Source organism: Arthrobacter sp. PAMC 25486 (genome assembly GCF_000785535.1).
GTDB lineage: Bacteria > Actinomycetota > Actinomycetes > Actinomycetales > Micrococcaceae > Specibacter.
Map to the genome: position 1 here is coordinate 3,473,299 of NZ_CP007595.1, position 17,941 is coordinate 3,491,239.

The following is a 17,941-nucleotide window of genomic DNA, read 5'->3' on the forward strand; positions in this document are numbered from 1 at the left end:
TTCGCTATCGGCCCAGCAGGAGGACATTTTGGCGGCTATACGAGCGTGAGCTGGTCGGCCACGACGCGCCCGCGGTGCAAGACGGTGCGGTCAGCCGGCCTGTCCATGACCGCTGCCGCCACCGAGTCGCCGGGCAGCAGAATGAAACTTGCGACGTCGGATGGCTGGGTTCCCGGCCTGTCGGCGGCAGAGCGCAGCCTGGGTGTGGAACGGTCAAGTATTGACGCCCCGCCCATGGTTGCCACGGCCATGGCGTGTTCTATGAGTTCATCGGCCCGGAAGCCGCTCGTGAACGCCAGCTGCCAGGTGCGGTCCAGCATGTCGGCGTTGCCGTAGGGGGACCAGTAGTCGCGCTGGCCGTCCTCGCCCAGGCCAACACGCACGCCCGCCTCGACCAGCTGGGCCAGGGGCAGCTGGTGTCGCCCGCCGGGGGCGACGGTCGCCGTCGAAATGTCCAGTTCCGCCCACGTCTCGATGAGTGCGCGGGTGTGTGCCTCGCTGACGCCCCACAGCGGGTAGCCGTGGGAGATGGTCACCTGTCCCTGCATGCCCAGCGCCCTGGTGCGTTCGGCGATGAGGTCGGCGCTGAAGTGCCCCAGCTCGCCGGGTTCGTGCAGGTGGATGTCCACGGGGAGCTGGTACTTTTCGGCCAGCCCAAACACAATGTCCAGATGTTTCACGGGGTCGCGGTCCAGGGAGCAGGGGTCGATGCCTCCGACCACGTCGGCGCCGGCCTTGAGCGCCTCGTCCAGCACCGCCGCCGAGCCCTGTTCACGCAGCAGCCCGGCCTGCGGGAACGCGATGATCTGCACATCCGCACGGTCCTTGTGGGTTTCGCGGGCGGCGGCGACGGCCTCGAAGCGTTCCAGCCCGGCGTCCACATCCACCTGGGCGTAGCTGCGCACCCGGGTGGTGCCGCGTTCGATCATCATCTGCAGCGTCGTTTCGACGCGCTCGCCGATGCTGGTTTCGGCGTTGCGCCAGTTGTTGCGGTCGTTCAGCATCATGCCCCAGACGCCGGGCGCACCCGTATGTTCGCGGAACGGCAGGCCGAGCCGGGTGGAATCCAGGTGCACATGGACGTCGGAGAACGAGGGCAGCAGCAGCCGGCCGCGGCCGTCCACCACGGTGCCGGCTCCGGGCATGGCTGCCTGCGCGGCGCCCGGGTCATGCGGGGTAACGGTGCTGATCAGGCCGTCGGTGACGGTGACGTCGCTGAGGTTTCCGCCCCACGGCCGGACATTGCGGATGATGGAAGAGGGCATGGCGGGGCCTTTCAGCATTGGGGCGACCGTGGTGCAGCCGTGGGGCGGCGTCGCGAAAAGGGGTGTTTATATGGTGCGGCGTGGGTTAGGGGTGGGAGAGGTGACGGCGGCGGGCGGCAAGGAGCAGTTCCAGGACCTCGGGCAGCTCATCGGGGGTGTCGATGCGGAACCCGGCCGCCGTGCTGCCCGGCCCCACCTTGATGCCGAGGTCGCTGGGGAGGAGCGCCGCAAAGGCGTGCTCGTCGGTGACATCGTCGCCGGCGAAGAACGTTGCGGTGGGCCGGGCGAACTCGCGCAGGGCCGCGATGCTCTCGCCCTTGTTGGCCTTGATGGCCGAGATTTCCAGCACCATCTTGCCCGTGCTGAGGTGCAGGTCCGGATTCTCCGCCAGCGACTGCAGGACATGCTCGACGGCGGAGCTTGCGTCGGCTTCCTCGGCCAGCCTGTAGTGCAGCACCACCCCGGCCGGCTTTTGCTCGGCCACCGTTCCGGGGTACCTGTGCGTTGCTTCCGCGACCGCTGCCCGGGCCGCTTCCAGTGCCGCCTGTTGCACCGGGGTGAGTTCCAACGCGGGGGAATCGGGCCCCCACCAGGTTTCCGCACCGTGGCTGCCGACCAACAGTGTCGGTGCCGGAGGGGCGGCGACCGCCCGCAAACTGGCCAATGCGCGCCCGGACACAAGGGCCGTCGTCGTCCGTTCCAAGGTTGCGAAGGCGGCCAGGGCTGCGGCTGAGCGGGGGAGCGGGCGGGCGTCGTCGGCGTGGGAGACGATCGGGGCCATGGTGCCGTCAAAGTCCAACGCCAGCAGCAGGTGCGGCGTCCGGGCAAGGCCCAGGAGGGCCTCTTGCAGCTCGGCGGGCAGGGTCATACCGGCTCGGCCTTTGTGGCCAGGGTGGTGAGAAATTCTTCGCTCCAGCGCTGGACGTCGTGGGTTAGAATTTGCCGGCGCATGGCGCGCATGCGGCGGCTGGCTTCGGCGGGGGAGAGGTGGACGGCGCGCAGGATGGCGGCCTTGAGCCCGTCGATGTCGTGCGGGTTCACGAGGAGGGCGGATTTGAGCTGGTCGGCGGCGCCGGTGAATTCGGAGAGGACCAGGGCGCCGGTGTTCTTGCTGCGGGCGGCGACGTATTCCTTGGCGACGAGGTTCATGCCGTCGCGGAGGGAGGTGACGAGCATGACGTCGGCGGCGAGGTAGAGGGCCACCATTTCCTCCACGGGGTAGCTGTGGTGGAGGTAGCGGACGGCGGTGTGGAGGATGGTGTCGAATTGGCCGTTCATGCGGCCCACCATGCCGTCGACCTCTTCGCGGAGCAGGCGGTAGGATTCCACGCGCTCGCGGCTGGGGCTGGCGACCTGGATCATGGCGGCGTCCTCGACGGTCAGGGCGCCGTCGGTGAGGAGTTCGCCGTAGGCCTTGAGACGGTGGGTGATGCCCTTGGTGTAGTCGAGGCGGTCGACGCCCAGCAGGATGGTTTTGGGGTTGCCCAGGTCTTCGCGGATTTGCTGGGCGCGGGAGATAACGTCGGGGCGGGCCGCGAGTTCCTGGATCTGGGCCACGTCGATGGAGATGGGGAACGGGGCGGCGCGGGAGATGTGGACGACGGTGCCGTCGCCGTCCTTGAGCTGGACCTGGGCGGCCTTGACGCCGGCGCCGACGAAGCGGCGGGGGGAGCGCAGGAAGTTCGCGGAGTCGCTGGGGCGTTGGAAGCCGACGAGGTCGGAGGCGAGGAGGCCGTCGATGATCTCGGCGCGCCAGGGGAGCTGGGCGAAGATCTCCGGGGGAGGGAAGGGGATGTGGTTGAAGAAGCCGATGCTCAGGTCCGGGCGCAGCTCACGCAGGTACTTGGGGACGAGCTGGAGCTGATAATCCTGCACCCACACGGTGGCGTTGGCGGCTGCTGTTTTTGCGGCGGCTTCGGCGAAGCGCATGTTGACGGTGCGGTAGGCGTCCCACCAGGTGCGGTGGAATTCCGGTGGGGCGATGACGTCGTGGTAGAGCGGCCACAGGGTTGAGTTGGAAAAACCCTCGTAATACAGTTCGACCTCGTCGGCGGACAGGGCGACGGGGATGAGCTCCATGTTTTCGTGGTGAAAGGGGGCCAGCTCCTCGTCGGGGGCCCCATGCCAACCCACCCAGGCACCCTCGCGGCTGGCCATGACGGGAGCCAAGGCGGTGACGAGGCCTCCCGGCGAACGCCGCCATCCGTCGTCGGAATCTTCTGTGGAAATCCTGTCCACGGGCAGGCGGTTTGAGACGACAACGAAGTCTGAACCGCCAGGGTGGAGGGCCGGTTTGACGCTTGAATCTTCAGGCACGTGCAACTCCAATGAGTAGGTCTCGAGTTTGTGCCAGCTTAGCTTGCGGGCGAAAATGCCGTCATGTCTCAGGTAATGATCGGTGCGGCACGGCTTTAAGGCGTTCTCCAAGGTTTCTCCCATAAGATGATCTAGAACTCGCCGTTGTACGGCCTTTTTTCATGCCCCAAGACCTGAGGAATTATGAGCTCCAGAAACGAACCACGACCGAGCAAGGCTGAGCGCACGGCTAAGGCCCGCGAGGCGGCGAAGGTAATTCGCGAAGCCCAGCTGAAAAAGGAAAAGCGCAATGCCTGGTTGATCCGTGGCGGTGTTTTGGCGGCGGCGGTGGCGATCATCGTCATCATTGCGCTGGTGGTCATCAACACGCAAAAGGCCAATGAGCCTGTGGCCGAGACCGGCAATGTGCCGGCCAACGCAAACGCCTACGGCGGCGTCACGGTGGGCAAGGACGGTGCGATCATTGCGCCCACCACCACCGAGAAGACCGTGGACGTCAAAACGGTGGTGGCACCCACGGCGGAAGCCACATCCGTTGCGGCGCCTGAGAAGATTGGCATCAAGGCCTCGGCCTCCGGCGAGCCCGCCCAGGTAGTGATTTTCCTGGACTTCATGTGCCCGGCCTGCAACTCATTTGAACAGGCCTACGGCCCCCAACTGGACGGCCTGCGCAATGAGGGCAAGGTCACGGTGGAGTACCGTGCGCTGCCGTTCCTTGACCGCTTCTCCTCCGGCACCAACTACTCCTCACGGTCGGCCGCCGCGGCAGCCTGCGTGGTGGACCAGTCACCTGACAAGTACAAGGCCTTCGTTGACTCCCTCTACGTAAACCAGCCCGCGGAAAACAGCAAGGGCCTGGACAATGCGAAACTGAAGAAGCTGGCCACGGAGGCTGGCGCCGCGGACATCGGCAGCTGTGTTGACGCCAAGACATACCGCCCGTATGTTGCCTACGCGGGGGCGCTCGCAGGCTCGGCCGGTGTCAATGCCACGCCGACAGTCTTTGTTGACGGGCAGCAGTGGATGCCGGAGACGGTGAACCAATTCGGCACCTTCCTGACCACTGTGCTGGACGCGAAGAAGTAACTTCTTTGGTTGCTTGCGGCGTGGCCTGGTTGGGCGCTCGCAGTGCGAATGGGTCCTTATGGAGCACTCGCGTGCGGTCGTGAGGCGTTCGTGTAGTGCACATGAAAACCGGCTCTTTCTGGTGGCTTTGCCACCCGGGGAGCCGGTTTTCTTTTTCCGCAGCGCTTACGGTAGCCTTGTCTAGCGCTTGATTGCGTTTGCCTCCTTAGCTCAGCTGGCCAGAGCACCGCTCTTGTAAAGCGGGGGTCATCGGTTCGAATCCGATAGGGGGCCCAGAAAGCCCGGATTTACAGGGATTTTGGTTGTAGGAATGGCCCCGAAAGGGGCCATTTTCAACTTAACTCATACTTAACTCATACTTTTGGGTCATCCTTTTCATCATTTTCTGTCCGGTCCTCCTCGTCTGGTGGAGCTTGTTGAGACCCGTCTTTTGGTTTGAACGCATCCACCACCGACCTGGTATCGAGGGCCTCGCGAAGTTCCTCAATGTAGTGCTCCTGGGTCATGGACACCTTGGAATGGCCGGCCTGGTAAGCGGCGGCCTCGGGGCCCAAAGCTCTGGCAATGAGAGTGGCGTTGGCCTTTCGGAAGGTTTTCAGTGTCACCCAGGTGTATCCCAATGAGTCCGCGACCTTGCGCCACAGCTTGCCAACGTTGTTGGCGTCGCACACCGTCCCGGTTGACGACGGAAAAACCAGGTTCAGTGGATTCGGGGCACCAGTTTCCTCTTGGCGCTTCCTGCGCTCCCGGAGCTGCTCCACGAGGAAGTCTGGAAGGGTGAGGTGGCGGATGCCGTGCTGGGATTTGGGGTGGTCCTGGATTCGGACACCACCGGTGCTGGTTCGGATGACCGTGGCATTGATGAAGACCGTGGGTGGTTCAGCCTCCAAATCAATGTCATCCCACGTGAGCGCGAAGAGCTCGCCCGGCCGCGCCCCGGTCGCGATAAGGCAATCGGCAATTTCATGTAGTTCTTGGGTGCGTGGCCGTCCAAGGGCCGTCGCTGTTTCCCAGCCGATGAGCTTTTCCCGCAGATCCTGGTATTGCGTGGCATCCAGTGCCTGCGGTTTGGCTGTCTTGCTCCTCGGGATTGAGATGCCGATCACAGGGTTCACGGTGACCGCATCATGACGAAGCGCAACCTTGAACATCCATGACATGACGGCACCGCAACTTCTGGCCGTTGAAGGTCCTGCGTCTTCCACAAGCTTGCGGACGAAATTGTCGATAACGCCTGAGGTGGCCTCACCGACGCGGACTTCGCCAATGGCCGGTGCAATGTACTTCTTGATGCAGTAGGAGTACTTGTCTTTGGTTCGGTCTGCCTTGTCCGACGACTCAAGTTCCACGAGAAACACTGCGATGAGTTCGTTGACCTTGCTTCTTGGGTTCACGAGCCCGTATCGCGGGGTTTTGCGGTCGGCAAACTTTTGTTGAAGGTTTCGGCGGGCTGCTGCGGCTGATGTTCCACGGGCTTCTACGATCCGTACTTTGCCGTCCATGTCTCGGTACTTGGCGCGTGCGTTCCAAGTACCGGCTTTGCTGCGGCTGACATTGATGTTCCCCCACGTGCCAAGCGGCAGTGGTTCCCTGGCCATTTCTGGTTCCTTGCCGTGCGCCGTTATGGGTCAGACCGGAGCACAAGCCAGGCCTCGAAGTCAGCCCGGCTGACCCGCAGGTGCTTGCCGATCCGGTAGGCATGCGGCCCAACTCCGCGTGACCTCCACTGGTAAAAAGTCTGCAGCGGAATCTGCAGTTCGTGGCAGATCTCGGAGGGCGTGAGCCACTCCAGCACAGTTTCTGGTGAAGTAATTTTCGGGAGATCCTGCTTGTACATGATGCACTCCGTAGGTTCTGGTTGCTTGTACCTACTTCATGGTGGTTGCATCGATTTACTACGTAACAGGGTTCGGGAAAGGACATTCATTGAACGGCTAACTCATGAATTCCGACGTAGGGCAGACGGTGACCTCTAGCCTGGGACAAGAAGTCCACAGATTGAAACAAAATAAAAGGCACATAGTGAGACCCTGCAAGACCTTTGCCACCTCGTACCAGAGGCGCAGCCCCCTCAGGCACTAGAAACTGACAAGTCGGAGGCACGAGCAGTGTCCAATCGACAAGCTTGCTGTGCCCTTCGATTCACGTACACGAGTACATTTTCCACTCTACAACTAGTCGAGTTGCTCGTTTCTGTGGATCAGTGGGGATCCGACTCTCTGCTTCAAGCTTCGAGTTAGACCACAGGGTAATCCCGAGGAATAGGCTCTTGACCAAGGTTCCGACCAGAGCCACGGCAACTTCGTCATTCGCTTGCTTCCATGTCGCAGTCAGACTTATCAGGAAGCCCGCCAATGTAGCGACGGCCCAAGACACAGGCGGCGTGTCCAAATTTTCCTCCGCTACCCCGGAGAGCTTGACTTTTTTCTGAGTCATTCAGTGATTGATCTCCGAGAAAAAGGCCAGAAGGCCAACCGACAACGCAAAGTCACCCCCGACGGCCGTCCCGTCAACTACGACAAGGAAGCCTACAAAGGCCGCAACGTCGTTAAGCGCAGCTTAAGTACCATAAAGCAATGGCGACCCCTAACCACCTGCCACGAGAAACTCCTGCTGACCTACCGCTCAGCCGCCGTAATGCACGCCGTCGTCATCTGGGCGCCACGTTAGGAGACAGTCCCTAAGACCGGACGGTCCGGTGCGCCGCATCCTAGATATTCGGGCCTTCATGTAACCTGACCTTCCATGAACGGCGGACGGAGTCGCCGTGAGGCGCGCAGCAGAGGGAGGACACCTTGAGAGCCCCGGGACAGGTTGTTGTCGATGGCAAGAAGCCCTGCAGCGTCTGCAAGCAGGTCCTCGACGTCATCGCCTTCGGGAAGTCCTCCGCCTCGCCCACCGGGCTGGCCCACGCCTGCAAGGCCTGCGTGAAAGCCAAGCGGGACGAGAAGCACGTTTCGGTCCCGCGGACTACCGGCATACTGGTGATCGACGGGAAGAAGCCCTGCCACACCTGCAAGCAGCTGCTGCCGGTCAGCGAGTTCCACAAGAACGCTTCGACGGTGAGTGGTCTCGCGAGCAACTGCAAGGCCTGCGAGGCCAAGAAATTCCAGGACCGCTACGTTCCAGTCCCGCGCACCACGGCCATCCTGATCGTCGACGGAAAGAAGCCCTGCAGCGCCTGTAAGCGGCTGCTGCCGGTCAGCGAATTCCGCAAAGACTCAAACAGCCCCACCGGGCTCAGCTATGCCTGCCGGGAGTGCACCAACGCCGAGACGAGGAAACGCCGGGACGAGGAGAAGGCCAAAGATCCAGCCGCCTTTCTGGCACGGGAGAGGGCCTCACAACAGGCATGGCGGGACGGCGCCACCCCGGAGTTGCGTAAAACCCGGGGACGGCGGCAGCTCTTCAAGACCCGGGGCGTGACCGCAGAATGGTACGAGGAGACCTTGGCCGCGCAAGGAGGCGTCTGCGCCATCTGCCGGCTGCCGGAAAGCAAGCTCAGTAGCGGCGGGGGCCTGAAAATGCTGGCCATCGACCACGACCACACCACGGGGAAGGCACGGGGGCTCATCTGCCAGCAGTGCAACATCGGCATCGGCGCGCTCCAGGACAGCCCGGACCTCATTCGGAGAGCAGTCCGGTACCTTCTCGAACGAAAGTGGGAGTCCGTTGGCGCAGGCTTCGAAAATAGTTGACGGTAAGAAGCAGTGCGGGAAATGCCGGGAGTGGCGCCCGGTTGAGAACTTCTACAAGAACAGCAGGGCTGCCACCGGGCTCGCCAGCGCCTGTAAGGCCTGCACCCTGGTGGTTCACCAGACCGCGCAGTATCACGTGCGCTACCGGGAACGGGACCCTGAGGGGGTGGCGGCCGAGAAGCGCCGCCGGCACATCAAAACGATGTACGGCGTCACGCCCGAATGGTACGACGCCATGCTCGCAACCCAGGGCGGCGTCTGCGCAATATGCGGCCAGCCCGAGGTCGTCATGCGGTACGGGAAGCTCAAGCTGCTGGCCGTGGACCACGACCACGTGACGGGTGTGTCGAGGGGGCTCCTCTGCCAGGGTTGCAACCAGGGCATAGGGCACCTCGGAGAGGACCTCGAACGCATGGAGGCCGCGGCTCGGTACCTCGAAACGCACATGGACGCCGATCCCCAGTGCTGACACGGCGCCACGGCCTGATCGGTGCAGCCGGAACGCCGACCGGGCCACCTCGAGCAGGTCCCCTACCTCGTCTTTGCAGTGTGGGTATTTGAGGCCTCCGGGGCGGGTGGACAACGACGCCTTGATCCGGGCGGCGGACACTTCCCAGGCACGGAACGGCTCGAAGATGACCGGGTTACCGGCACCGGAACCCGGCACGGTGGCTTTCCTCTGCGGAAAATAATGCAGTCTCGTGCGCCTCACCAATGATGTTTCACATGAATGCGAGCAGAACTTGGCATAGTGGCTAGCATGAACGTAATAGTCATCGGCGCGGCATTGAGGATTGTGAAGATGCCCTACAGTTTGGAGAATATGAATGCTTGAGTCGTTGCACCTCGTTGGAGCACCAGCATTCGATCCTATAAGAGGAACCATTGTTGGACCGCTGAAGCCAGTAAATTTCATATTTGGTCCGAACGGTTCCGGTAAGACCACAATCAGTCGGGCCTTTGAGGACCAGTCGCGTTTCTCAGGCACAAAGGCTACATGGAATTCGGCAGGAGTCCCGCTCGGCATCAAAGTTTACAACAGTGACTATGTTTCCAATACCTTGAAGCAGGCCGGAAATCTGCCAGGTGTATTTCTTCTTGGCAAGACCAATGCAGAAATTCAGACAGAAATCGAGAGTCTGACCGGGCCAAAGGGTGCTATAGCATCGGCCAAGGGCCGCGTCAATTTCTTCAATACTTCCCTGGAGGAAAAGAAAGGAGAAATCAAGGCGGTAAGGAAAACACTCAAGGAAGCCGCTTGGACCAAGCGTTCGGAAGTTCCCAGCGAACTTCACGAGATGTTCCGTGGCGTTAGCAACAGCAAAGAAAATTTTCTGTCTAAGCTGATCGACGTCGCCGCCGCGCACGTCGAGGTTAAAGAAGGATTTGAGGAATTGAGGACAGAAGCCGCCGCTGTTCTTACTGATGATGCTACTGAGGCAAGGGAAATTCCCCCCATACCACATGTCTTTTCAGAGAACGATACTCGGCTCGACCTGCTCGCTACTCCGATCGTTGGAAGCGGGGATGTTAATTTGGCACCATTAATTGAGCAACTAGGGAACGCTGATTGGGTTCAACATGGTAGAGACTATTTGGATCAGTCCGAGGCGCACTGCCCTTTCTGCCAACAGAAAATTCAAGACGACCTTGCGGAGAGACTCGACGCATATTTCGATGAGCGATACATTCAGCAGCTAAAACAGCTCAATTTGCTCCAACAGCATGTTCAGACTTGGTGTGACCGGTGGCGCGCCCAAGCCGCAGCTATCCTTAATAGTGAAGAGGCTCAAAGTCACATCAACATCGACAATTTCGGTAGTGCTCAGATGCAACTCGATCAAGCTGTTGAGAAACTAAATGCGGCCATCGAAATGAAGCTGACTTCACCCTCGGCATCAATCACCATTGAATTTCCCAAGGACGTTGTGAATGCAGTGAACGTCATAGTGGCGGAATCCAATGTTTCGATCAAGACTTTCAACTTGCGCCTGAAAAATCGAGCATCTGCTAAAAAGGTTTTGCTGGATCGTTGTTGGGTAGTGTTTGCCCGTAAGCTACTTGCGACTGAGGTAGGACACTTCGAAGGTGCGATGCCGGCACTTGTTAAGGGACAGCTCAGCCTGGAATCGAAGGCAGCGTTCAGTGCAAAAGAATTGGCATCAAAGGAGGCGCGCCTGCGGAAGCTCCAAGAGGAGGTCACGTCTAGCAAGCCGATCATCGAGACAATCAACAGGCTGTTGGATTCAGTCGGATTTCATAGTTTCCGCCTGAAGGAATCTAGTGCAGTAAAAGACGGCTACTCGTTGGTTCGCGACAATGGTGAGGTTGCGGCAAGTACGCTAAGTGAAGGAGAACAGACCTTCATTACGTTCCTGTATTTCGCGCAGTCGCTTCAGGGAACTCCGCAGGTAGACGAAGGGGTGGAAGATCTAGTCGCTGTAATTGATGACCCGATTTCTAGCCTCGATAGCGATGTTCTATACGCAGTCTCAACGCTAGTTCGTCGAATCGTGGCAGACATAGCCACCAGTTCCGGACGTGTTAGTCAACTCATTGTGTTGACCCACAATGCTCACTTCCACAAGGAGATCACTTACAAGGGGCAGGGAGACAAGTCGGGTGGATGGCAATACGGTGTGGTTCGAAAGATCCACGGACGACCGGGTGAGGTTGTGCTTAGTGATATTAATCCGATCCAGACAGCTTATGGAGCGCTGTGGGACGAGGTGAAGCGGGCTTCGAAGGAACCGTCTTCTTCCGGCGTGGGTCTGCAGAACATACTGCGCAGAATCATCGAGACCTACTTCAAGGTGCTTGGAGGCGTCGATAACGCTGCCATCGTTTCCAAGTTTGATGGCGACGACCAAGGTATTTGCCGTGCCTTGTTCTCCTGGGTTAACGCCGGGTCTCACTCGATTTTCGATGACATAGACTACTCGCCGACACCGTCGACAATTGAAGCGAATCTTCGGGTGGTCCGTCGGATCTTCAAGGAGAATGGCCAGGAAGGGCACTACCTCATGATGATGGGAGAGCCTGCCAACGCCAACACTACCGAGACAGGCGCGGAAGAGGCGCACTAAGTATCCGATGTTGATGTCTCAGCCGCCGATCCGTGGCTGTGAAAAGTGTAAAGAGTAGGGTCAAGATTTGTAGGGTGCCGGAAGGATCGTAGACATTAGTGGGCGCATCTCTTGACCGCCAACAGAAGCCCACAGCATTCACACCCCCAGTAGGAAATGGGTGAGCGTCAACCGTCGCCGGACCAATCTCAGCACGGGCTGCATTGGTCGAGGAAGATCCCGTGCGGCGGGCCGCTATTCCGTAGTAGCCGAGGCTGCTGAGAAGAGACCTGCTCCCTCGCGTAGTCCGTGGATGAATCCAGCGACCGCTGCTCGTTCCCGGGCAGGCATCGCTTCGACGGAAGAAAGAATCCAGGCGATGTCCGGTGAGATGGTATCGGCTTTGGGCCGGGTGGTCGTGTCGTTCGGACTAGGTCGAGTAATGGGTTCCGGGCATGTAAAGGTAGTTATCAGCTCGGGAGAATCCAGCGAGTTACTTTCCGCTTGACCTCCTCTCCGCAGCTCGAACATGACAGTCGCAAGACGTCCTTCAATGGGGTCGCGAAGACCGATCTCCGGTTTGTGGCTAATAATCCAAGTGTCGCCGAGGAGGCGTCGAAGTACGCCACAAATCGAATCGGCGAGCACAAACAACCTTAGCGATGGGGCATAGAAATCGTCGTTCGGAGTCCATTTCTTTTTAGCCTCGAGCTCTGTGTGGATGTGGTCAACTTCGACCTGGGGACTTGCCGAGGCCTCACGCCACCATCGTTGGATACGGCGCTCGTCCGTCCAATCGTCGATTTCAAGCATGCCCTGCATGGCCCACCAGAGCTCGAGTAGATCATCATCATCGAGTTCCAATGCGTCGGCGTAGGCCCGGACCATCGTCTCAGTCTTGGGTGGGCGATTACCGCTTTCTGCCATTGAGACAGCGGCTATGGACAGCTTGGGCTTGAAAAAAGCGGCGACGTCGCCTTGGTTCTTCGAAGCACTCTTGCGCACTGCCTGTAGCACGCGGCCGAAAGCAATGGCGGAACTCGACCCAGATTTCACTTCACAAACTCCTCGTTAACTGTGTAGTGTATATTTCACAACACTAGGAACGAGTTAAACGTATCACGTAGCGTTCGCCCGATCCAAGCGTCCGACGTAGTCCTCCGCCCAGAAATGAAGGAACCTAAAATGAAACGCCAATTCTCATTCGATCCCGATACGCTGTCGCATCTTGCAGACAACATCGTGCTTTTTTTTAACGATGCGCGGCGGATTGTTGCGGCGGCCAAAGGGTTCGCCACTGAAATTAGGGACATCTGCTATGTCGTATCGCCGCCGCTCGAGTGATTAACATCGAGGTAAGGCGAGGCTGTCCCGGACCTATTTGAGTGTCAACGAAACCTTGGCATTCCTGAATCGACGAGGCGATGGCCATTGTTTTCGCTAAAGGGCCGCTCGCTGCATTTTGAAATCCGGGCGTGATCATCTACCTCTGCTGAAATTCTCGGCGTGGTTCGACAGCCACTCTTCGAATTCGGCGCGATCGATTCTGAGTAGCTTGCCGAATCGGTAGGCGGGCGGTGCTACGTGCCTGGCGCGCCACTGGTAGAAGGTCTGCTTCGGGATTCGCAATTCGTCGCACACCTCTTGCGGTGACAGCCAACGGCCGGTATCGCGTGGCGTCGTGGATTCGGGAGCGCGGTCTACGGTCATGGCGAGTTCTCCTTTGATTTTCCCGACTCGGTGAAGTGTCGAGATGGCTTGAAATCAGCTTTGGTTGTTCATGGGAAACCGCCTGACCTACGACGTGGTCGTCTCGCTCTACTCGTCCGCGGCTCCCATCTCCTGCGCTGCGACGGCCAGTGCGTCTTGCAACTGCTGAATCTCCACGGTGAAGCAGATGGCCGGCCCTCCTGATTCAGGAAGGGAGTGGCTGACGAGCCGAAGTCGCTGTAGCTCCCACAACTGGCGGCGAACGAGACTGGGCCGGACCGTCAATGCCCGGCTGATACCTTGCACATCAATCGGGCAGCTGACACTCAAAAGGCGCAACATCCTCGTGTTGGCCGGCGTAAACAGCAGTCTCGACATGTCGGTAATCATCCTCTGCCACCTCCCTCGGCAAGTGGGATTTGTTGTACATGTCCAAAAGGAATTTTACGCCCTGAAGTGCCCACGTCGGAAGGGGGCCGGGTAACCATTAACAAGCAAATGGATTCCCGCACCTCTTGGGTACGGGACCGAGGGCGAGTAGAGGGTGCGCAATATGTTCGAACATCCGCAAATAATTGTCTTTCGCCAGGCTGCAGACCTGCTCAGGGATGAGCGGTACTGGGCCCGCAACGCAGATGAAGAATTGGAGTTTCTGCGGACGTTCATGCCCTTGCTGAGGGAAGTTGCATACCATTTGGATGCGATGCAAGCACTGGATCCTGCAGGTCTTGCAGCCTACGAACATGCTGCAGCGCCGAATGCATGTATTGGCCATGGGTGTGCTGAATTGCTGCTCATGACGGCACTGGACAGCGCAATCGACCGATTCCTTGCGACGGGCACGACCGCGCGAAATACTGGTGTCAGGCGAATCGTGCCTGACGGAAGGATTACGCCGTCCGAGATCTGACGAGCAGGAGCAAGACATGACGGATGATCTTGGTGACTCGGACGTCACGCCATCGGCCCAGTTCATTCTCGCTCGCCGGCTGAATCTCTTGCTTGACGTTGTCATAGCCGAGCGGGGAACACCCCTGACTTTTCTGGAGCTGCAACAGAAGTTGGCTGATCGAGGTGTGAAGCTTTCCAGAGCTCGCTGGTCGTATATGAAGGATGGAACTGACCGTCTGGTTTCAGACCCAAAACTCCTGACCGCCATCAGCGAAGTTTTCGGCGTCGACCCCGCCTACCTGATCGGCGATGAGGAATCGGGGCTCCCGGAACAAATTGACTCGCGGCTTGAATTCCTAAAAGCGTTGAGAGCTGCCAAAGTGAAGTCGTTCGCCGCACGGGCGCTCGGGGAAGTGTCGCCTGAAACCCTGCGCGCCATCACCGAGTTCCTGAACAACGATATCCGTCTGCACCAAGGTGAGTCAGACGCTACTGATCCAGAAGATAGCGGCGATGGGCAGCCATTAGCTCCCTAATTCGGGCCTTATTCGTTGAATATCTGGGGGCGCGTCCGTGCCTTTGGCCAGGTTCACGGTCGGCAGTGATGACGCCGGTTTCCTCCAAGATGATGAGGTGCTTGGCAACGCTTGGAGCCTCCGAGCTGACTGCCGCAACTATGTCTCCACGGGTGGCCGGTGAATGGTGGGCTAAATAGCGCAAGATCTCATTGCGAGCCCTGTTGCCAAAGGTGGCAACAGCCGCCTCGATCTCAGGGGACCAATCGGCGTCGGCTGGTTGCGTAATGTGCGGCATGACACCATTCTGCCCCAAAGATATCCACAAGTGAACACGAACATCTTGACAATAATTAAGCTCGCCATAACACTGGAGAGATAACAAAAAGCCGAGGCGGCCGCCAGATGTTCATGGTGCTGCTTCTGATCTGGGAGACCAGGTCGCTTTCGCATCCGCCTCAGTGCGAGCTGCAGAAAGTACCACCAACGGCGCCAATCTCGACGCCGCTCGTCGACAATCATCACCCGCTCAAGAATGGTGAAGATGATGGGCATCAAGTCCAGAGAATCACAGCCGCAAGACCGGAACATCAGCATTGACGTCGCACTGGAACGGCCCCCGGTTCCAGACATCCCCATTGACCAACTCATGATGGCTGTTGAGAAAGTCCGGCCCTTTGTCCGCTCACGTCTGCTGCGCATCGGACACGTCGACGACGTCGATGATGTCATGCAAGATGTACGCGTCGCCGCCTGGGAAGGTCTGGTCAAACAGCGCTACCGTCAATTGCCGGGCATCACGTTTGGGGCTTGGGTTCAGGGGATCGCCGTGCATCTGTGCGCCGACCACATTCGTCGCACTCTCGCCCATCCGTGGATGTCCCTGAATGCTGATCTCGAGGTTTCACCCGCAGCTCCAGTTGACTTTGCAGCGACGGAAAGTGGGGAACGGGTTGCCGAGCATGAATGGGCGGTCGAGGCGCTGACCGCTGTGCGTGAACATGTGACGGCTGAAACATGGGAATTGGCGGTGGAGTGCCTGACCCTGCCGAGCGAACGTCATCCTGGTCACAAAGCGGGATGGGAGGAACGGAAGGGCTGGCAGGCAGTCACAGTTCTCCGCCAGACAGCCGCGACCGTCCGTGCGGCGATGGATGTGGAGCCAGTAACACTGTCAAGTACGGCCGCAATAATTGCCACTGCCGTGTGCTGTTTGCCGACTTTCCTGCTGCAAGTTGTCGCCGAACGTTTCGTCTTGACCGGGGTGCGCGGCGCTGACAGGGCAGCCAAGGTTTCCGAGCTCTCGGAGGAGACGGGCCTCAGGAAAAGCTACATCGAGGGTCGCATCACCCACGCACGCCGGTTGTACGGCGCCGCCCTTGACGTGCTGGAACACGCTGCGGCCAAACAGCCCGCATCTCAACCAATGGATCCCAACAGGTTGGTTCCGGCTGGCACTCAGCACATGTCGTAATTCCGCTCCGCAACCATGAACACGGTGAGAGGGGTGTCCCATGTCCCAAATTGCCAGAACAGTCCGACGGTTGGCCCGACGCCGCAAGTTGGTCGTAGTCGTCGCCGTAATGGCTGCGTTGATCGCTGCTACCGCACTCGTCTTCGCAACCAAGCCGGCGGCGCCCGACTCGTCGGCGGCACCGCCGCCAGTCACAACTGTGGCGACGGCGCCCGCAACCCTGGGTCCCGCCGTCGTTCATCCGAAGCGGGAGTCAGAACCGGTCCTGGCGCCCGATGAGCCCAACACGGCGAATTACAAAACACTGGCCAAGGCCGCTGCGGAGATGATTTACACATGGGACGCCAGGAACTCCACGTTCTCGATGGTCTATGAGCGGGTGCGGTCATGGTGGGATGTGTTGCCTGACGGGTCCAACCCGTTGACTGTTCTTGCCCAGGAATTTCAGGCCACCGGGGTGACGGCGGCGTCGTTCGCCTCCCTGTCGGGCATGCACGCTTACCGTACGGCGGCCGTCGCCAGTTCGGCTTGCGATGACCAGCTGGCGCAGGTGAAGGCTCAACCTGCCCCGTGGGTGGGGCTGCACATCTGCACGTTCACGGTGAAGGTGACGGAGCACCAAGCTGCCGGCGCCAATTCCTACAGTGCGCCGGTGAGCGTCATGGTCAATTGCCCGCCAGCCGCCAATGCGCCGGCTGACCGGTGTGTGATGGTGGGGTTCTATGCCTCGCCCGATCGAATCGTGTACTGATGCCTGTCCCGGCAGTGCTGCTTGCCGTGGCCAAGCGCCGTGTCTTGCTGCGGATCGTTACTACCGTGGTTGGCGTCATGGTTCCCGTGCTGATCATGGCCATGTGTGGGGGATTGGCGCTGGTGGCCTCGGCCAACCAGGAGAGTACGACGGCGTGCCTCAGCAATGCTTCGACCGTTGCGAACACTGGGGACGAGCCGACAGCGGGCTCCGGATTGTCGATTCCTTCTGCCATTGGAACCCCGATTGTGCTGACTGCCGCGCAGGTCAAAGTTGCCCGGGCCTTCATTGGGGTGGGCAAACAGCTGTCCATTTCGGATATCGGGCTGCAGATTGCCATTATGGTGGGGCTGCAGGAATCGGGGCTCCGGGTTCTGGCCAACAGTTCCGTGCTCGCATCGATGACGTTTGCCCACGACGGAGTCGGCTCGGACCACGATTCCGTAGGCTCCGCCCAACAGCGACCGTCTGCTGGCTGGGGGAGTGTGGCGGATCTGATGAGCCCCGTTTATGACGCTCAGGCGTTCTTTGGTGGCACAAGTGGACCAAATCACGGTTCGCCCCGCGGACTGCTGGATATTCCCGGGTGGAAATCGATGCCTAAGGGTGAGGCAGCGCAGGCTGTCCAGGTATCGGCTTTCCCGGAGTTATACGCCCAGTGGGAGGGTAAAGCTTCGTCGATCGTGGCAGCGCTCAAATCGGGTGCCGCCGTGGCGGCATGTTCCGGCGACACTGGTGCCACAGATACACCAGACTTGCCTGCCAATCTAAGCCAGCTGAGGCGCGACATCATTCACTACGCGCAGGAAGGCGTTGGCGGCACCTACGTTTGGGGCGGGACAGCCTTCAAAGCGTGGGACTGCTCAGGCTACGTCCAGTGGATCTACGCACAGATCGGGATTCAGCTGCCACGGACCGAGCAATGGCTGGCAGGCAAGCCGACGTCCACGCCGCAACCTGGCGACCTCGTCGTGCAAAACCCCGACGGCCCCAACCACTGGGGGCACGTCGGGATCTACGCAGGAAACGGCATGATGTACAGCGCGCTGAACCCGACAGCGGGAACACTGCTGCACCCGGTCGTGTGGAATCCTGGGGCGAAGTACTTCGTCCTGACCGGAGTGCCAACATAGCAGTATGCTGCAATCGGTGCACTCCGCTGGCGGGTTA

Annotated in this window: 19 protein-coding genes and 1 tRNA gene; 12 read left to right on the forward strand and 8 right to left on the reverse strand. The window is 59.8% G+C overall.

Annotated elements, in window-relative coordinates:
• Window positions 1-35: 35 nt before the first annotated feature.
• The 3 genes from art_RS15830 to art_RS15840 all read right to left on the reverse strand — a co-directional run bounded on the left by art_RS15830 (window position 36) and on the right by art_RS15840 (window position 3,581).
• On the reverse strand, window positions 36-1,265 hold the full coding sequence (locus art_RS15830; protein WP_038466340.1) for an amidohydrolase family protein: 1,230 nt from the start codon (window positions 1,263-1,265) through the stop codon (window positions 36-38).
• 85 nt (window positions 1,266-1,350) lie between these two features.
• Entirely contained in the window at window positions 1,351-2,133 is a 783-nt protein-coding gene (otsB, locus tag art_RS15835; protein WP_038466343.1) for a trehalose-phosphatase, read from the reverse strand.
• Window positions 2,130-3,581 carry a trehalose-6-phosphate synthase gene (locus art_RS15840; RefSeq protein ID WP_038470564.1) on the reverse strand — a complete coding sequence of 484 codons (1,452 nt, stop codon included), beginning with the start codon at window positions 3,579-3,581 and terminating at the stop codon, window positions 2,130-2,132. Before art_RS15840 ends, otsB begins: the two co-directional genes overlap by 4 nt.
• Before the next feature lie 183 nt (window positions 3,582-3,764).
• On the opposite strand from art_RS15840, the gene art_RS15845 reads away from it, so the two are divergent.
• On the forward strand, window positions 3,765-4,667 hold the full coding sequence (locus art_RS15845) for a DsbA family protein (RefSeq protein ID WP_038466346.1): 903 nt from the start codon (window positions 3,765-3,767) through the stop codon (window positions 4,665-4,667).
• Between the two features lie 199 nt (window positions 4,668-4,866).
• Window positions 4,867-4,940: transfer RNA gene (locus art_RS15850), tRNA-Thr, on the forward strand.
• A gap of 80 nt (window positions 4,941-5,020) precedes the next feature.
• Here the strand turns inward: art_RS15850 and art_RS15855 are convergent.
• Together art_RS15855 and art_RS15860 are read right to left on the reverse strand one after the other, a co-directional pair.
• Window positions 5,021-6,265 (reverse strand): tyrosine recombinase XerC, encoded by a 1,245-nt coding sequence (locus art_RS15855; RefSeq protein WP_038466348.1) that lies wholly within the window; start codon window positions 6,263-6,265, stop codon window positions 5,021-5,023.
• Between the two features lie 23 nt (window positions 6,266-6,288).
• The gene (locus art_RS15860; RefSeq protein ID WP_082000348.1) at window positions 6,289-6,504 is read right to left on the reverse strand and encodes a helix-turn-helix domain-containing protein; all 216 of its coding nucleotides are present in this window, start codon (window positions 6,502-6,504) and stop codon (window positions 6,289-6,291) included.
• A gap of 602 nt (window positions 6,505-7,106) precedes the next feature.
• Here art_RS15860 and art_RS22315 point away from each other — a divergent pair.
• From art_RS22315 to art_RS15875, 4 genes are all read left to right on the forward strand, one after another.
• The gene (locus art_RS22315) at window positions 7,107-7,337 is read left to right on the forward strand and encodes a transposase (protein ID WP_157875294.1); all 231 of its coding nucleotides are present in this window, start codon (window positions 7,107-7,109) and stop codon (window positions 7,335-7,337) included.
• A gap of 125 nt (window positions 7,338-7,462) precedes the next feature.
• Window positions 7,463-8,365 carry an endonuclease VII domain-containing protein gene (locus tag art_RS21165; protein ID WP_052136646.1) on the forward strand — a complete coding sequence of 301 codons (903 nt, stop codon included), beginning with the start codon at window positions 7,463-7,465 and terminating at the stop codon, window positions 8,363-8,365.
• Entirely contained in the window at window positions 8,340-8,834 is a 495-nt protein-coding gene (locus tag art_RS15870; protein WP_157875295.1) for an endonuclease VII domain-containing protein, read from the forward strand. Before art_RS21165 ends, art_RS15870 begins: the two co-directional genes overlap by 26 nt.
• A 358-nt stretch (window positions 8,835-9,192) precedes the next feature.
• Window positions 9,193-11,451 carry an AAA family ATPase gene (locus art_RS15875; RefSeq protein ID WP_038466350.1) on the forward strand — a complete coding sequence of 753 codons (2,259 nt, stop codon included), beginning with the start codon at window positions 9,193-9,195 and terminating at the stop codon, window positions 11,449-11,451.
• A gap of 234 nt (window positions 11,452-11,685) precedes the next feature.
• On the opposite strand, the gene art_RS15880 is transcribed toward art_RS15875, so the two are convergent.
• Window positions 11,686-12,486, reverse strand: coding sequence for a helix-turn-helix domain-containing protein (locus art_RS15880; RefSeq protein WP_038466353.1), 801 nt, complete (start codon window positions 12,484-12,486; stop codon window positions 11,686-11,688).
• Between the two features lie 129 nt (window positions 12,487-12,615).
• Here art_RS15880 and art_RS22320 point away from each other — a divergent pair, with 129 nt between their 5' ends.
• Window positions 12,616-12,774 (forward strand): hypothetical protein, encoded by a 159-nt coding sequence (locus art_RS22320; RefSeq protein ID WP_157875296.1) that lies wholly within the window; start codon window positions 12,616-12,618, stop codon window positions 12,772-12,774.
• Window positions 12,775-12,909: 135 nt separating this feature from the next.
• Here the strand turns inward: art_RS22320 and art_RS15885 are convergent, their stop codons facing one another.
• Both art_RS15885 and art_RS15890 read right to left on the reverse strand, forming a co-directional pair.
• A complete protein-coding gene (locus art_RS15885) occupies window positions 12,910-13,140 on the reverse strand; it encodes a helix-turn-helix domain-containing protein (RefSeq protein WP_038466356.1) in 231 nt (76 codons plus the stop codon).
• A 108-nt stretch (window positions 13,141-13,248) separates the two neighbouring features.
• The gene (locus art_RS15890) at window positions 13,249-13,530 is read right to left on the reverse strand and encodes a hypothetical protein (protein ID WP_038466359.1); all 282 of its coding nucleotides are present in this window, start codon (window positions 13,528-13,530) and stop codon (window positions 13,249-13,251) included.
• 163 nt (window positions 13,531-13,693) lie between these two features.
• Between art_RS15890 and art_RS15895 the strand changes: the two genes are divergently transcribed.
• From art_RS15895 to art_RS23025, 5 genes are all read left to right on the forward strand, one after another.
• Window positions 13,694-14,050: a hypothetical protein gene (locus art_RS15895; protein WP_038466363.1), complete on the forward strand. Its 357-nt coding sequence runs from the start codon at window positions 13,694-13,696 to the stop codon at window positions 14,048-14,050.
• A gap of 16 nt (window positions 14,051-14,066) precedes the next feature.
• Window positions 14,067-14,567: a hypothetical protein gene (locus art_RS15900; RefSeq protein ID WP_052136648.1), complete on the forward strand. Its 501-nt coding sequence runs from the start codon at window positions 14,067-14,069 to the stop codon at window positions 14,565-14,567.
• A 523-nt stretch (window positions 14,568-15,090) separates the two neighbouring features.
• Entirely contained in the window at window positions 15,091-16,020 is a 930-nt protein-coding gene (locus art_RS15905) for a sigma factor (RefSeq protein WP_038466366.1), read from the forward strand.
• A 40-nt stretch (window positions 16,021-16,060) separates the two neighbouring features.
• Window positions 16,061-16,771, forward strand: a complete 711-nt coding sequence (locus art_RS15910; protein ID WP_038466369.1) for a hypothetical protein — start codon at window positions 16,061-16,063, stop codon at window positions 16,769-16,771.
• Window positions 16,771-17,904, forward strand: a complete 1,134-nt coding sequence (locus art_RS23025) for a C40 family peptidase (RefSeq protein WP_052136649.1) — start codon at window positions 16,771-16,773, stop codon at window positions 17,902-17,904. The genes art_RS15910 and art_RS23025 overlap by 1 nt, the downstream gene beginning before the upstream one ends.
• Window positions 17,905-17,941 lie beyond the last annotated feature (37 nt).